Source organism: Clostridium sp. cel8 (assembly GCF_014050525.1).
GTDB lineage: Bacteria > Bacillota > Clostridia > Clostridiales > Clostridiaceae > Clostridium_B.
The window spans coordinates 78,342-94,303 of sequence record NZ_JACGAG010000004.1 but is presented as its reverse complement, the minus strand read 5'-3'; the positions used below and the strand labels follow the sequence as shown (position 1 = coordinate 94,303).

At 29.6% G+C, this 15,962-nt stretch carries 16 protein-coding genes; 3 read left to right on the top strand and 13 right to left on the bottom strand.

The features are described 5' to 3' along the window. Positions 1-138 precede the first annotated feature (138 nt). From H2684_RS05470 to H2684_RS05460, 3 genes are all read left to right on the top strand, one after another. Entirely contained in the window at positions 139-309 is a 171-nt protein-coding gene (locus H2684_RS05470; protein WP_182088401.1) for a DUF1540 domain-containing protein, read from the top strand. A 223-nt stretch (positions 310-532) separates the two neighbouring features. Further along, positions 533-1,192, top strand: a complete 660-nt coding sequence (locus H2684_RS05465) for a phosphatase PAP2 family protein (RefSeq protein ID WP_182088400.1) — start codon at positions 533-535, stop codon at positions 1,190-1,192. Next, the gene (locus tag H2684_RS05460) at positions 1,193-2,209 is read left to right on the top strand and encodes a glycosyltransferase family 2 protein (protein WP_182088399.1); all 1,017 of its coding nucleotides are present in this window, start codon (positions 1,193-1,195) and stop codon (positions 2,207-2,209) included. Between the two features lie 85 nt (positions 2,210-2,294). Here H2684_RS05460 and glf read toward each other — a convergent pair whose 3' ends face one another. The 13 genes from glf to H2684_RS05395 all read right to left on the bottom strand — a co-directional run bounded on the left by glf (position 2,295) and on the right by H2684_RS05395 (position 15,958). Next, positions 2,295-3,416 (bottom strand): UDP-galactopyranose mutase, encoded by a 1,122-nt coding sequence (gene glf / locus H2684_RS05455; protein ID WP_182088398.1) that lies wholly within the window; start codon positions 3,414-3,416, stop codon positions 2,295-2,297. A gap of 150 nt (positions 3,417-3,566) precedes the next feature. Beyond that, positions 3,567-4,769 carry an FprA family A-type flavoprotein gene (locus tag H2684_RS05450; protein WP_182088397.1) on the bottom strand — a complete coding sequence of 401 codons (1,203 nt, stop codon included), beginning with the start codon at positions 4,767-4,769 and terminating at the stop codon, positions 3,567-3,569. Positions 4,770-4,815: 46 nt separating this feature from the next. Then, the gene (locus H2684_RS05445; protein ID WP_182088396.1) at positions 4,816-6,717 is read right to left on the bottom strand and encodes an acyl-CoA dehydrogenase family protein; all 1,902 of its coding nucleotides are present in this window, start codon (positions 6,715-6,717) and stop codon (positions 4,816-4,818) included. 430 nt (positions 6,718-7,147) lie between these two features. Further along, positions 7,148-7,603, bottom strand: a complete 456-nt coding sequence (locus tag H2684_RS05440) for a MarR family transcriptional regulator (RefSeq protein ID WP_182088395.1) — start codon at positions 7,601-7,603, stop codon at positions 7,148-7,150. A 69-nt stretch (positions 7,604-7,672) separates the two neighbouring features. Continuing rightward, positions 7,673-8,623: a lipoate--protein ligase gene (locus H2684_RS05435; RefSeq protein ID WP_182088394.1), complete on the bottom strand. Its 951-nt coding sequence runs from the start codon at positions 8,621-8,623 to the stop codon at positions 7,673-7,675. Then, on the bottom strand, positions 8,620-10,326 hold the full coding sequence (lpdA, locus tag H2684_RS05430; protein WP_182088393.1) for a dihydrolipoyl dehydrogenase: 1,707 nt from the start codon (positions 10,324-10,326) through the stop codon (positions 8,620-8,622). Before lpdA ends, H2684_RS05435 begins: the two co-directional genes overlap by 4 nt. Positions 10,327-10,391: 65 nt before the next feature. Continuing rightward, on the bottom strand, positions 10,392-10,832 hold the full coding sequence (locus H2684_RS05425) for an OsmC family protein (RefSeq protein ID WP_182088392.1): 441 nt from the start codon (positions 10,830-10,832) through the stop codon (positions 10,392-10,394). Between the two features lie 157 nt (positions 10,833-10,989). Continuing rightward, positions 10,990-11,361 carry a helix-turn-helix domain-containing protein gene (locus H2684_RS05420; RefSeq protein WP_182088391.1) on the bottom strand — a complete coding sequence of 124 codons (372 nt, stop codon included), beginning with the start codon at positions 11,359-11,361 and terminating at the stop codon, positions 10,990-10,992. Positions 11,362-11,524: 163 nt separating this feature from the next. Continuing rightward, positions 11,525-12,157 (bottom strand): flavodoxin family protein, encoded by a 633-nt coding sequence (locus H2684_RS05415; protein WP_182088390.1) that lies wholly within the window; start codon positions 12,155-12,157, stop codon positions 11,525-11,527. A 58-nt stretch (positions 12,158-12,215) separates the two neighbouring features. Continuing rightward, positions 12,216-12,884: a haloacid dehalogenase type II gene (locus H2684_RS05410; RefSeq protein WP_182088389.1), complete on the bottom strand. Its 669-nt coding sequence runs from the start codon at positions 12,882-12,884 to the stop codon at positions 12,216-12,218. 162 nt (positions 12,885-13,046) lie between these two features. Next, complete coding sequence (locus tag H2684_RS05405; protein ID WP_182088388.1) at positions 13,047-14,171, bottom strand: hypothetical protein; 1,125 nt, start codon at positions 14,169-14,171, stop codon at positions 13,047-13,049. Next, positions 14,168-15,577 (bottom strand): FAD-binding oxidoreductase, encoded by a 1,410-nt coding sequence (locus H2684_RS05400; RefSeq protein ID WP_182088387.1) that lies wholly within the window; start codon positions 15,575-15,577, stop codon positions 14,168-14,170. Before H2684_RS05400 ends, H2684_RS05405 begins: the two co-directional genes overlap by 4 nt. Positions 15,578-15,592: 15 nt before the next feature. Further along, positions 15,593-15,958 (bottom strand): DUF1667 domain-containing protein, encoded by a 366-nt coding sequence (locus H2684_RS05395; protein WP_182088386.1) that lies wholly within the window; start codon positions 15,956-15,958, stop codon positions 15,593-15,595. Positions 15,959-15,962 lie beyond the last annotated feature (4 nt).

The following is a 15,962-nucleotide window of genomic DNA, read 5'->3' as shown; positions in this document are numbered from 1 at the left end:
TGACATAATAAAATATAAATTTAAATAAATTGCAATTTAGAATTTAAAATATTTTAAAATATTTTAAATACATAGCATAAAAAATTTCATTTTACAAATCATATTACTGTTAATAATTTTTTATATGGAGGAATTTAAATGAATAATCAAAAAATGAATAATATCAATCAGGGAGTTAGATGTGTTGTAGATAGTTGCCATTATCATATGAGTGGTGATCACTGTTGTGCTAAACAAATAGAAGTTAAACCTAAAAATGCACACAATGCACAGGAAACAGATTGTGCAACATTTACTCCAGAAAATTAGAAATACGATTTAATTATTTCAATTTAAGAAGAAAGTGGTTATTAGATATGTCACTTTCTTCTTTCTAGTATATGCAGTATATTAGATAAACTTTATTTTTCATAAAACAACTTATAATATGTTGACTTATTACAGCTTAAAACATTATACTTAAAATAAAACATGTAATTTAAAAGAGAATTTATCAAAGTTACTTAGAATTTTAAAAAAGGATTTATACAAAATGGACTCAACTAAAAAAATATTTAATTATATCCCTAAATATGCTATTAAGCCCTTAATTTTGTGTGTAATTTTTAATTTCACTGTGTACTCTGGAGTACGATTGTTTTACACACAAAGAATTTTTCATAATCTAACAACTTATTATGATAATAAGATTCCTGTAATTCCTGCATTTACAATAATCTACTTTGGAAGTTATATTTTTTGGATTACAAATTATATATTAATCAGTGGTATAAACGAAAAACACTGCTATCGTTTTTTAACAGCAGACTTATTGGGGAAATTAATATGTGGTATTATATATATATGTTTTCCTACTACTAATGTAAGACCTGATATCATAAAATCAGATATATTTTCGGACATGCTTAAATTTTTATATAATATAGATCCAGCAAACAATCTTTTTCCTTCAATTCATTGTCTGGTCAGTTGGTATTGTTTTGCTGGTTTAAGAAATTGCAAAAATATTCCCGCTTTTTATAGATATTTTTCCTTATTTATGGCTATACTCATATGTATTTCAACATTAACAACAAAACAGCACGTTATAGTTGATGTTATAGGCGGAGTTACATTAGCTGAATTGACTTGGCAGCTATCTTTACATCTAAAACTTTATAAAATGCTTAAATTCATTAATCAGGAGGTATAAATGAAAGTTCTTACTGTAGCAATTCCCTGTTATAATTCAGCAGCATATATGGATAGAGCAATAGAATCACTGCTGATTGGTAGCGAGGATTTAGAAATTTTAATTATTGATGATGGATCTAACGACAATACTCCAGAAATTGCGGATAAATACGAAAAAAAATATCCAAATATAATACATGCAATACATAAAAAAAATGGTGGTCATGGAGATGCAGTAAATACAGGTATTAAATATTCAAAAGGTATATATTTTAAAGTTCTAGATAGTGATGACTGGTTTGATAAAAACAGTTTTATAAAAGTGCTTGACACATTAAAAAATATGATTAATAATTCTAAACCATTAGATATGCTCATTACTAATTATGTATATGAGAATGTGATTATACATAAGTCAAAAAGCATCAATTACAAAAGTGCAATGCCTCAAGATAAAATATTTACTTGGAATGACATTGGTCACTTCAAGAAAAGTCAAAATATATTGATGCATTCAGTTATTTATCGTACAGATATTCTAAAAAAATGCAATTTAAAACTTCCAAAGCATACATTTTATGTAGATAATATTTTTGTATATAAACCTCTACCTTATGTAAAAACAATGTATTATTTAAATACAGACCTTTATAGATATTTTATTGGAAGAGATGATCAGTCAGTTAATGAGAAGATAATGATAAGTCGTATTGATCAACAAATTAAAGTTACAAAAATGATGATCGACTGTTATGATCCAATGGTAATAGAATGTATAAAACTTCGTAAATATATGATTAAATACTTAGTTATGATGATGACAATTACTACAGTACTTTTACTAAAAGAAAACACAGAAGAAAGTATAAGAAAAAAGGAAGAATTGTGGAATTACTTAAACTCTAAAAATAAAAATCTTTATAAAGAAGTAAATAAATCCTTTTTTGGTTTGGTTATGCAAATAAATGGATTCATAGGAAGAAACATTATATTATTAGGATATTCACTATCAAAAAAAATATTTGGATTTAATTAATAGTAAATTTACAGCTCAAAGTTACTATAGGACTATGTACTCCTACAGTAACTTTTATATCAATTACTTTTGTAATATTCAATTTCTATATATCTTTTAGTAATTCTCTTTTTACACAATCAAAAGCTTCTTCTACCACATTATTCATATCAAAGTACTTGTACATTCCAAGTCGTCCACCAAATATAACTTTCTCTTCTCTATCGGATAGTTTCTTATATTTTGCATATAATTCATTATTTCTACTATCATTTACAGGATAGTATGGCTCGTATCCGCGCTTCCATTCAATAGGATATTCTTTTGTAATCACTGTTTTAGGATTAATATTTTCACCTTGGCATCCAAATTCAAAGTGCTTATGTTCAATTATTCTAGTATATGGCACATCATACTCTGTAAAATTTACAACTGCATTTCCTTGATAGTTCTCACAATTCAAAACTTCTGTATCAAAACGCAATGATCGATATTTAAGCTCTCCGTAGCAGTAATTATAATATTGATCAATCATACCAGTAAAGATAATTTTATCTGCAATATTCTCAAGTTCATCACGATATTTAAAAAAATCAGTATTTAGACGTACTTCTATACCATCTAACATTTTCTCAATAATTTGTGTATAACCTCCAATTGGTATTCCTTGATACTTATCATTAAAATAATTATTATCATATGTAAATCGAACTGGAATTCTCTTTATAATTGAATTAGGAAGCTCTGTTGCTTTACGTCCCCACTGTTTTTCCGTATAACCTTTAATTAATTTTTCATATATGTCTTTCCCAACTAGACTTATAGCCTGTTCCTCAAGATTATGAGGCTCAGTAATTCCTGCTTCTTCAATTTGTTGCTGGATCTTAAATTTTGCCTCAATAGGTGTTATAACTCCCCACATCTTATTAAATGTATTCATATTAAATGGCATATTATAAACTTCAGATTTATATCTAGCAATAGGTGAATTTGTATATCTATTAAATTCAGCAAATTTATTTACATATTCCCAAACTTTTTTATTACTAGTATGAAAAATATGTGCTCCATACTTGTGTACATTAATTCCCTCTATATTCTCTGTATATACATTTCCCCCAATATGTGACCTTTTGTCTATAACAATACATTTTTTACCTCTTTTATTAGCCTCATGTGCAAATATTGATCCAAATAGTCCTGATCCAACAACTAAATAATCATACATTTTAAATTCTCCTTCACTATACCATAATATCTACAGTGCTGAAATCACTTTTTATAGTATATCTAATTTATAGCTAGTTGTCTATTTAAAATAAAAAACGACCCATGAAATTTATTCACAAGCCGTTCATACTTTATATCTTTCTCAAAACTATTTATTCATTGACTCAATAATAGCATCTGCAAGATCACTCATTGCATCTCCGTCTTCTTCCCTCATGCTAGAGCTTATTGATACTTCACTATCTAAAACATTCATATTCTTCATTCCGTCCAAAACCTCACGCATAAGTTTTGCTGACTGAGGAGCCCATGAACCATTTTCTATAAGGGCAACAGTACGTTTTTGAAGATTTAATGCCTTCATATCCATAAGGAAGTTTAACATTGGAGGATAAATCTTAAGATTATAAGTTACACTTGCAAGAACTAAATGGCTATACTTAAATACTTCTGATATCAAGTATGATACATGAGTCTTTGAAACATCATACATAACTACATTACTCATACCTTTTTCAACAAGTTTTGTTGCTATGTCAGTAGCTGCTGCTTCAGTATTACCATACATTGATGCATATACTATCATTACACCTTTTTCTTCTGGCTCATAACTACTCCACTTATTGTACTTATCAAGGAAATATCCTAAATTACTACGCCAAACAAGTCCATGAAGTGGACATATTTTCTTAATATCTAATGAACTAGCCTTATTGAGTAAATATTGCACATGAGGTCCATATTTTCCAACAATATTTGTGTAATATCTTCTAGCCTCATCAATCCAATCTCTATCATAGTTTACTTCATCATTAAACATCTTTCCATCTAAAGCTATAAATGAACCAAATGCATCTGCTGAAAATAATGTACCAGTTGTAGTATCAAATGTTACCATAGCCTCTGGCCAATGTACCATTGGTGCAGCTACGAATACTACGTTATGTTTTCCAAATGATTTTTTATCTCCTTCTTGTACTTGTGTAACTCTTCCATCAATATTAAATCCGAACTGATTCATAAACATGAAAGCTTTTTCAGTACATATAATCTTTACATTAGGATATCTAAGAAGAACCTCCTCAACGCAAGCAGCATGATCTGGCTCTACATGGTTAATTACCATGTAATCTAGTGGTCTGCCGTCAAGCACCTTTTCAATATTTTGAAGAAATTGACGACAAATAGACCAATCTACTGTATCAAAGAGAACAGTCTTCTTGTCCAAAAGTAAATAAGAATTATATGAAACTCCCTGAGGAATTGGATGAACATTTTCAAATAGAGCAAGTCTATGATCATTTCCACCAACCCAATAAAGATCTTCATCTATTTTTCTAACACAATACATATGTTTAACCCTCCTTCATTTTAAAGAAAAACTCGTTTATTCATTACTAACATTTTATGAACATATCTTTACCTTCACCACATGCAGGGCAAGTCCATTCATCTGGTAACTTCTCGAAAAGAGTACCTGGGAATATTTCACCTTCTGGATCTCCAACGCCAGGATCATATTCATAACCGCAACCATTACATACATAATGCTGCCAACTTGGAACAACTTTCTTTGGAACGCTTCTCTTCATCTTCTTCATTGGTGGTGCTGGTTTCTTAGGTTCTCCAGTATCTAAAGCTTTAGCCAATAATGGTAATATCTCCTCAACATCTCCTACTATTCCATAATCTGCATTCTTAAAGATTTTTGCATTAGGATCGTTATTTATAGCAACAATTGTACTTGCATCTTTTATTCCTTTCAAATGCTGTCCTGCTCCTGAAATACCACAGGCAATATATAAGTTACCTTTGAATTTCTGACCAGACATACCTACATAACGATTAAGTGGAACATACTTAAGTGTTTCAGCAACTGGACGTGATGATCCTATAGCTGCACCAGCCTGTTTTGCTAGTTCCTCTATAAGTTTCATATTTTCTTTCTTGCCTATTCCAACACCTGCACTTACTACTCTTTCAGCTTTAGTTATTGGTGTATCAATTGGAATTCCAACTGTGAAATCATGTCCATCCTTTTTAAGAGCTGCAACAAGTTGATCTACTTGTTCTTTTGGAGTTCCTTCCTTAAAGATTATCTTCTTACGATAACCTGTAGCAGGTCCTTGCTTAATTGCTGGTCCACTATTCTTTGGTATTTTACCAACAACATTTGCAGCAATAACTACTCTTTGAATTTCGTTAGTTCCTTCATATATTGTACAGATCTTAGCATCTCTGTAAGCACGTTCAACATCCATGCCTTTCATATATCCACTTCCGCCATATATCTGAAGTGCATCATTAACTATTTCAAGACATACATCAGATGCATATTGTTTTGCCATTGCAGACTCAACAGTATAGCGTTCATGGTTTTCTTTCAATTCTGCTGCACTATAAACAAGCAATCTAGCTGCTCTAAGCTTTGTAGCCATATCAGCTAACTTAAATGATATTACTTGGTTGTGGAATAAAGGTTTACCAAATTGAATTCTCTCTTTAGAATATTCTACAGCACTTTCAAAAGCACCTTGAGCTATTCCAAGTGCCTGAGCTGCAATACCTATACGACCACCATCCAATGTAGCCATTGCAATCTTAAAGCCTTGTCCTTCTTTACCTAAAAGGTTTTCCTTAGGTACTATTACATTGTTGAAATTAAGTTCTGCAGTTGCAGATGAACGAATACCCATTTTGTCATAATGATCGCTGAAAGTAAATCCTTCCCAGCCTTTTTCAACAATAAATGCACTTATTCCTCTAGTTCCTATACCAGGTGTAGTTACTGCAAAAACGACATAGATATCTGCTTTACCTGCATTTGTTATAAATATTTTTTCACCATTTAATACATAATGATCGCCTTCAAGTACTGCAGTAGTTTCTGTACCACCTGCATCACTTCCTGCGTTTTCTTCTGTAAGACCAAATGCACCGAGTTTTTCTCCTCTTGCTAGAGGTACTAAGTATTTCTTTTTCTGCTCTTCAGTTCCAAATGCTGCAATTGGATATGTTCCTAGAGATGTATGTGCGGAAAGTATTACACCTGTTCCACCATCAACTCTTGCTAATTCTTCAACTGCTATAGCATAGCTAATTACATCTAAACCAGCTCCGCCATATTCCTTAGGATATGGAATACCCATCATTCCCATTTCGCCTAATTTTTTAACAATATCATCGGGAAATTCATTGTTTTGATCTAACATAAATGCAATAGGTTTTACTTCTTCTTCAGCAAATTTTCTAATTTTCATTCTCAAATTTTCATGTTGTTCAGTAGTTTTAAAAAACATTTATATCCCTCCTTTTAATGAAGACAACTAAAATAATCAGTTATACTATTTAATCATATTTATAAAATATATCTAATCAGTATACTTTTATTATAATACTTAATATCTAAGATTACAAATTTATTGCAGTCTAATTTTAGTCATAACTTACCATTAATATTACAATAAATGACACAATACCTATTTATCTCTGTATTTCTTAGTATACCTTTACATTACTTTGAATTTAATAAATATATAATTTTTATTTTAACAAACAATAAAAAAGAAAGAATTAAGGAACTCCCTAATCCTTTCTTTTTGATACAGCCAAAGAATCAATATTTGCATCATTTGCAAATTTAACAGCCAATTATATATAAAAATGTACTCATTCACATATTAATGAGTACATTTTTATATATAATTATTTTCTAATTTTACATTACTTTTAATTATTAACTTTTCCTATACCTTTCTCCATATTCAAAGCATTTTCTGTCATTTTATCAAGAACTTTTTTAAATATTTGAAGTTCACAATCATCAATTCCGGAAACTATATCGTCTTTATATTTTTCGACTACAGGAACTAACTTAAAACATATAGCTTTCCCTTTTTCTGTTAATGTCAAATATTTCATTCGTTTATCTGATGTACTATTTGAGCGACACACAATACCGTCATTCTCCATTTTTTGAAGTAATCTTGCAAGAGTTGGCTCCTTAACACATAGTTTATCAGCAAGTTCCCTTTGAGTAATAATTTCGCTTACATATATATAATACATAGCTATCCACTGAGATCTAGTGACATTGGAAGGTCTTAATTCTTTTTCCAAAACTTCTGAAAATATTTTAGCACTTCTACTAGTTATTAAAGCAAAACAGTCATCTAAATTAAACATATATACCTCAACCTACTTTAGTCGATATCTTTAATTATAGCATACTCTTATTTACTTTTCTATATAATTTTATTTATTGTAACCTGCCTTTTTCATATTAGCTTGAGTATACTTTTCTATATAATCAAAAACATAATTTTCATTAAACAATGTTCCAATTAAGGACTTTTCACATTTTGAAAAATCAAAAACAGTAAGACTATCTGTATTTATATTAATACTATTTATAATCCCTTCTTTTACATCAACATAAATTGTAACATTTCCACAAAGAAGTTTTCTCTCAAAGCTTATACTATAATTTGGTGACTGACCAAATATCCACTCATTTTTATTTATTTTTTCAAAAAGAGGTACTTTAATTGAGTTTCTATCAATATACTTAATTGGCTCACTATTCCCATAAACATCTATAAATGCCCTAGAAAGAGCATCTATCATTGATTCAACTGTGATATCTTTATTCACTTCAGATAAATTTATAACTCTACTTCTTACCGAATCAATACCTTTAGACTTTAACTTTATAAAAGAAGGATTGAGTACTTTAGATACCACATTCATATCTACATTTACCATAATGGTACCATGATACATATGATTTCCCTTATCTACATAATAAGCATGTCCAGAAAATTTCTTTCCATTATAAAGTAAATCATTCCGACCACTAAATTCACATGAGATATCAAAAAAAGATAATGCTCTTTTTATAACATTCATATACTTTTTTATATTAACATTTTTTTCTTTGGCTATAAAAGTAAAATTTACATTTCCCATATCTTGAAAAACAGTACCGCCACCAGAAAATCTTCTAACTGGAAGTATGTGATTATTTTCCAGATATTCCATATTACATTCAGCATATAGATTTTGATTACGTCCACAAATCACAGCAGACTGATTTTGCCATAAGAAAAAGCTTATTCCTTCATCTGCTTCAAGGAACATCTGATATTCTGCAGCAATATTAAAATAAGGATCCGTTTCAAGAGATATATAAATTTTATTCATCATTGATGTAATGCTCCTATACTAAGTCCAAATGCCGCTTCATGAATTACCTCAGCAGTAGTTGGATGTGCAAATATTGTTTCAGTTATTTCTTTATCTGTCAATCCATTTTTAATTGCAAGTGTAAGTGTACTTACAAGTGAGGAAGCATCTGCACCTATAATAGTACCACCTATAATTTTGTTTGTACTATTGTCCTTTATGAGTTTAATAAATCCTCTAGGTTCATCCATTGTAAGTGCTTTGCCATTACCTTCAAAAGAGAATTTACTTACACTATAATCAATGGATTTATTCTTACATTCATCTTCACTTAATCCTACGCTTGATATTTCAGGAGATGTAAATATAACATTTGGAACAGCTGAATAATCTATTTCTTTATCTTCTCCTATGATATTGTCAACTGCTACAATACCTTGATGAGAAGCTACATGTGCAAGTTGAATAATATTAGTAACATCTCCAATTGCATAAATATTTTTTACATTTGTACGCATATTACTATCAACTTTAATTCCTCTTCCTCTATCATTTAACTCAACTTCTGTGTTTTCAATGTGAATGGAATCTAAATTTGGCTGTCTTCCAATAGCTACCAAAACCTTTTCGCTAACAACTAAATGCTCACCATTTGAGTCCTCATATGTTACAATTGCTTGATTATTTGTTGAGCTCTGAATTTTAAGCACCTTTGAACTTGTATGAATAGAAATTCCTGCTTCTTCAGCTATATTTTTGATTTCTTCTGAAACATCTTTATCTACCATTGTAAGAAGTCTATCCATAAATTCTATAACAGTAACTTCTACACCCATATTACGATAAATAAATGCAAACTCCATACCAATTACTCCGCCTCCAATAATAGTAATTGATTTTGGGAGTTCTGTGCAATCAAGAGCTTTCGTACTATTTAAAACAAATGGTAAATCAATGCCAGGAATTTTAATATCTGATATTTTAGAGCCAGTTGCTATTATTATATTTTTTGCACTAATATTATAACTTTCATTTCCTTTAACAAAAACCTCTTTATTAGAAATAAAAGAAGCCTCTCCGCTGATAACATTAATCCTATTTTTATCCATTAAAAAGGAAATACCAGAAATCAATTTTTCCTTTACTTCATTTTTGCGTGAAATAACCCTTTCCATATCAACTTCAAATTCTCCTGAGGTTTTTATACCAAAAGTTGATGCTCTTTTTACGCTATGGCATATTTCAGAAGACTTAACAAATGCTTTTGTTGGAATACAACCTACATTTAAGCAAGTTCCTCCAAGCTTTTCTTTTTCAACTAAAGTAACATTAATACCTTTTTTTGCTGCATAAATAGCCGCAACATATCCTCCAGGTCCAGCTCCTATGATGAGCAAATCTGTTTTTAGATATTCTATTTCTTTTTTATTAGAGGTATTTGATGAAATACTTGATAATGGAAAAGATTCTTTTGTTTCTTTCATTGTTTTAGAATTTTCTGATTTTATTTCAAATAATACTTCATTGGAAGCAACTTCTTTTCCTTCTTCACATAATATATTTGTAATAGTTCCTGATTCAGTAGCTTTTATAGGGCGATTTCCTTTACCAGTTTCAACTTGAACTAATATATCTCCTTTATTTACCTTATCCCCTAACTTTACATTTATTTTTCCTACCTTACCTTTTTTTCCTCCAGGAATTAATGACATTTTAACTTCCATAATATACCTCCTATATTTACATAGGGGAATGAGTTAAACATTCCCCCAATTATAGATTATAATCATTAACTTCTTACTACACCAGCCCTTACAAGTTTCACACCGTTTGCAAGACAATCTCCTACAGGACAAGTCTTTTCAATAAAATCTACAAACGCTTCTGTTTTTTCTTGGCTTTCATTTGTTTTAAAATTCATAATATAACGAATCTCTTGAAAACCATTTCTTGCATCTGAAACTCCAAGAAATCCATCTGGATCTAAATCTCCCTCAAGTTCAATTGAAAGTTCTTCAAAAGTAAAATTCTTAGCAGCCGCAAAAGAACTTGCAACAATAGATTGGCAAGCACCTAATGTACAAAGAAGAGCTTCTACAGGATTTAATCCAGCATTTGTTCCACCTAATTCTTCAGGTTCATCAAATACAATCTTGAATCCTCTTGAATTTGTTTCAACTTGTAATCCTTTTGGTAACTTTTTGGCACTAGCCTTAAAAGTAGTTAACATGATTAACATCTCCTTAATTCTATTTGATAATATAATAACAGATTTGAAATCTAAAGTCAATAGTAAGCTAAGTAAGTATTTATAATTTAAAAAGAGTACTTTCTATTATGAGAGTACCCTTTATTCTTACTTGAAATGTTTATCTTAATTTAATTTATTACAGTGATATATTTTCTTCTATAAGATATAAGTTTGCCCAACTTTTAACTGATTTCATCACATCTTTAAATTTTTTCCCCATGGGAGTTAAATAATATTCCACTCTAGGTGGTATCTCATTATATGATTTTCGTTCTACCATTCCATCAATTTCTAATTCCTTTAATTGTCTTGAAAGAGTTGAGGAAGTTGCAGGTATCAATCTATTTAACTCATTAAATCTCATCGTTTTATCTTTTAAATGCCAAAAAATTAGCATTTTCCATTTTCCATTTATTACTTTTTGTGCTATGCAATAAGGACATAATTCTTTTTTTATTTCATTACTTATTTTACATTTACGGCATTCTTCTATATATTTTTTATTCATCAAAATCTCCCCATTACTATTATTTATGATACTTACTAGCTTTAACAATTGTACTTGATTAATTATTAATATGCTATATTATTATATCATAAATTGGGAAATGAATAAATTCTATTATAATACTTAATTATTATATAAAAATATGCTAAAGGAACTTTTATAGTCAACTTAGCATATTTTTCAAACATTTTGCTGCATTATCACATTTCAATATAGATATATGTTGATCTTCAAATTTCTTCGGATACATTTCAGGTGTCAATTTATCTACAAACCCATGATCTTTAACTATATTTCCAACTTTGCAACCTATTCCCTGATTACAATCATAACACTGAGAATATGCTCCTACAGTGAACTTTGAAACAACCTTCATTTTATTTCTATTCATAAACATTTTTATAGTTTCAATAACAGGATTATTTTTTTCTTCATTAGAATATCCTGTAGAAATTATAACTTCTAATTTATTTTTAAGTAAAAATTCACCATTATGTCTAAAACAAAAACAACGTTCCCAAAGGCAATGGGAGAGAGCATTTGGTTGATCAAAATAATTTGGAGCTCCAAAAACAATAGCATCTGCTTTTAACATAGCTTTTGCTATTTCAAGAAAATCATCTTTTACAACACACATATTTTTGCTAGTACAACCAAGGCAACTTATACATCCACTTATTTTTTTCCCAGCAAGTGAAATATATTCCGTTTCTTTGCCACTTTCAGCTAGAACTCTTTTAACTGCAGAAGCCGTAACACTATTAGGTCTTGGACTTCCTGATATTCCAAGTATCATAAATTTTCCTCCATTTTATTTAATTGAATTTATCTGTGCATTGAATTTAGCTTATTTATTATTTAATTTTTACAATTTCTTTAACCAGATCAATTAAATTTGTATTACATATATCTGGCTGTGCATAATATGGATTGTATATTTCTTTTTTACGCTTAATATATGCTGTTGTAAATCCTACTTTTTTTGCTCCAAATAGATCCCAATCATGAGATGCAACCATTGCAATATTATCACAAGGTAACTTTTCTTCATTAGCTACATAGCTATATATATCACTAAATGGCTTATATTTTTTTACAGAGTCTACTGAATAATATGTATCAACTAAATCAAATATATTTGCATTTATTAGCTGTTCTTTTATCATTTCTAAAGATGAATTTGATACAACAACTACCTTGATATTATTTTTCCTTAGTATTTTAAGTGCTTGAAAAACATCATCATATGCAGGCAATTTTCTAAAAGATCCCAATATTTCAGCTTTAGTTTCCTCTGTAAGCTCCTTTCCACTTTCATAAAATACATTTTCTAATACAACCTCTGATAATTCTCCAAAGTTCTTATATTCATTCATACTGCCTAATACAGTAGAGGTGTGAAGCAGCTTGGTAAACCAATACTTTAAAGCAAAATCATCATGAAAATTTTTATCAAAACTCTCTTTAAGTAAACTTAAATTTAGCAATGTTTCATTCATATCAAAAAATACTGCTTTTATCATTATACTCTTCCTTCCAAATTTACTAATCAACTGGTGAAATATATTGTATCATCTATTAATTTTAGAAGTCAAATAAAATAAATAAAAAATGCCTTCTAACTACTGAATCTCAATCCCTGTAATTAGAAGACATTTATACACTATAGTTTTAAATTACTTTTACTATAATAGTTCAGCAAAATATACAACTGAACTTGAACCCATTTTTTCACTAATTACTTTGTACTCATATGGATCAAATACTATAGTGATATTTTGTATTCCTTTTTTAATATCACATATACCATCTTCAACAATATTATTAAGTATATTTTCATCAAATCCAAATAATTTATATTCTGCTGTTACTGGTTTTTGCCAAATTGTAACTTCATTAACTCTCTTATCTCCATCTATTAGAGGATTAAATTCTGCACAATTTGAAATATATTGTTCTCTTGTATTTTTTACCAGACTATTTATCTTATCTTCCATTCTTAAATATCTACTATAAAAGCTTCCTGCATATAGATATGCTGGTGTATCTACTTTAAGTTCATCAACATAATCTAAAATACTTTCGACTTTAATTTCATTTTCTAAACCTAATTTCTTAATATATATTTTAAATAAGTATTGAGTTTGACCAGATAAAGTCATTATAGTATCAATGCCTTTACTTTCTAAATCATCAAGCATTTTTTTGATGTATTCTTTTCCTTCTTCTACTAAGCCATATGCAAAATATTCCCATCCTGCAAATGTAGCTTTTATTTCTGGATAAAAAGTAACTCCATTTTTTGAAAAGAACTCTCCAATATTTCTAGCTGATTTACCTGCATAAGTACAAGTAGCATCATCTATAAACAAATAAGTAGTAGACTTATCAGAAACAGGTATATATCTTTTAAATCTATTAATATCTTTATCCTGTATTTTTAAAATATGGCCGTTATTTTTATTTAAAGTGCTTTTAAATTTATCAACTATATGCTTTCCAAAGCCTTTAGAAAGCATCATCTCACGAGATAAAATCATAACATCCGTACAGTCCTCAGGAGATTCACCAAAGTTTTGCCATCTCTCACCTTGTCTAGATAATATTGATTGAAACAATAGATCTGATATATATTCATTTGGCTCTAATTCATTTTTATAAACAGCTCTTGCCATTTGTAATTTTCTTGATGGATAGTCATGCATCATCTTAGTAGCTCTAAATTCTGGACAATAACATATAGCTTGATCCATGTGTATAACTTGTCTTGTTAATTTATCTTCATAATTCTCTAATGTATAGTTTATCATAGTCCTAATACCCCCTTATTAAGTATTTCTTCTGGGTCTAATGCATTTTTAATTTTTTTCATAACTCCAAATCCAGCTTCTCCATGTTCTATTGGCATATATGCCGCTTTTGCTTTTCCTATTCCATGATGATGTGATACATTTCCACCATATTTCAAACTAGTTGAACATGCAATATCTAAACATTCTTGATAACGTTTGGCTCCATCAAAATCATCTCCAGAAGTTTTAGCATGGAATATAACATAAACACTAGCTCCTGTGTGATATACATGTGAGAAATGACAATCGACATCAACACATAACGGCTCTAACGCCTTTCTCATTTCAGACCAAACTTTAGCAATAGAGTCCCAAGGTGCAGCAACTTCAATAGCGTCTGCTGTCCCACCTTTCATTACATCATAATCTAACATCTTCTTTGTACTAAATCTTGTTTTAAACCAGTCATTTCCTGCTTTTTCTCCTTTAGGAATTCCAGAAAATGCAACACATGTACTATTAACTATCTTCCTTTCTAAATCAACCATTTCAGTTAAGCCTTCATAACCTACAATTAGAAGTGCATAACCTTTTTCGAAACCATATTTACGCATTTTAGAGATTGATTCTGTTTCATCATAAAGTCTAATAACTGCTGGTTTAATTCCCTTTTGAACGAAATTTCTGATAGCTTCAAGTCCAATTTCGGTTTTTGGAAAAGTATATGCCTCAAAATATCTCTTCTCAGCTATTGGATAAATTTTCATTTCAACTTTAGTTACTATTCCATAAACACCTTCACTTCCTAAAAATAAATCTTTTAATTCTGGTCCTGTTGAATTTTTAGGTGCCTTGTGAGTTCTTACTATTTCTCCTGTAGGCAAAACTACTTCAATTGAATTTACCATATCATCCATTTTACCGTATTTAGTTGAAAAGGTTCCAATAGCCCTTGTGGCAACCATTCCACCAAGAACAGCACTTTGGAAAGATTGTGGATATTGCCCACATGTATATCCATGCTCATTTAACATATTTTCAAAATCTGCTCCTGTTATTCCTGCACCAGCTGTAGCTGTACAGTTAATAGGATTTATAGAGAAGTCCCTTAATCTTTTAATGTCAATCATAACTTCTTCGTTGTCAGGCATACTTCCACCAACAATTCCAGATCCTCCACCATATGGAATAATTCCAACTTTCATTTCATTTGCAAGTTTCAAAATTTCACTGATCTCTTGTTCATTGTTAACAATTAAAATTGCACTTGGCAATTTTTTATACTTACCCTGCAAAATAAATTTATATTCTTTAGGATAACATCCATGAGCATAAATTAAACGCTCTTCCTCTCTGTCTAGCACGTCTACATTTGGTAATTTACTCTTGATCTTTTCAATAAAATTTCTAGTATTATTATCCAAAACAATTCCTCCTTATTATTTTTTTGCCATATCTCTAGCTGCAATAATATTAACTCCAGTACCTAAGATATTTTCTACTATAATATCTCCCTCTTTAATTGGTGCTTTTACCTTAATTGAATAAAGATATTTTAAGCAATCAAACAATTTACTTTTTTCAACTTCTTGATCACTTACTACAGGTATATTTTTATATAATCCATTTTCAATTTTCACTGTTGTTGTAAGCATTCTTTTAGGATTAGTGTATTCATTAATTACATAGGATTCACCCCTTTTACAACTGTTCCCTTTAATTTCATAACTATTATCATCTTTTATAGTTAAATCAATCTTACAACTTCGAGGACAAACTATACATGTATATTGTTTAACATCCAACTTA

Coding starts and splice junctions, on each gene's coding strand:
- H2684_RS05470 (WP_182088401.1), top strand. CDS start 139: ATGAATAATCAAAAAATGAATAATATCAATCAGGGAGTTAGATGTGTT.
- H2684_RS05465 (WP_182088400.1), top strand. CDS start 533: ATGGACTCAACTAAAAAAATATTTAATTATATCCCTAAATATGCTATT.
- H2684_RS05460 (WP_182088399.1), top strand. CDS start 1,193: ATGAAAGTTCTTACTGTAGCAATTCCCTGTTATAATTCAGCAGCATAT.
- glf (WP_182088398.1), bottom strand. CDS start 3,416: ATGTATGATTATTTAGTTGTTGGATCAGGACTATTTGGATCAATATTT.
- H2684_RS05450 (WP_182088397.1), bottom strand. CDS start 4,769: ATGTATTGTGTTAGAAAAATAGATGAAGATCTTTATTGGGTTGGTGGA.
- H2684_RS05445 (WP_182088396.1), bottom strand. CDS start 6,717: ATGTTTTTTAAAACTACTGAACAACATGAAAATTTGAGAATGAAAATT.
- H2684_RS05440 (WP_182088395.1), bottom strand. CDS start 7,603: ATGTTTAATTTAGATGACTGTTTTGCTTTAATAACTAGTAGAAGTGCT.
- H2684_RS05435 (WP_182088394.1), bottom strand. CDS start 8,623: ATGATGAATAAAATTTATATATCTCTTGAAACGGATCCTTATTTTAAT.
- lpdA (WP_182088393.1), bottom strand. CDS start 10,326: ATGGAAGTTAAAATGTCATTAATTCCTGGAGGAAAAAAAGGTAAGGTA.
- H2684_RS05425 (WP_182088392.1), bottom strand. CDS start 10,832: ATGTTAACTACTTTTAAGGCTAGTGCCAAAAAGTTACCAAAAGGATTA.
- H2684_RS05420 (WP_182088391.1), bottom strand. CDS start 11,361: ATGAATAAAAAATATATAGAAGAATGCCGTAAATGTAAAATAAGTAAT.
- H2684_RS05415 (WP_182088390.1), bottom strand. CDS start 12,157: ATGATACTTGGAATATCAGGAAGTCCAAGACCTAATAGTGTTACGGCT.
- H2684_RS05410 (WP_182088389.1), bottom strand. CDS start 12,884: ATGATAAAAGCAGTATTTTTTGATATGAATGAAACATTGCTAAATTTA.
- H2684_RS05405 (WP_182088388.1), bottom strand. CDS start 14,171: ATGATAAACTATACATTAGAGAATTATGAAGATAAATTAACAAGACAA.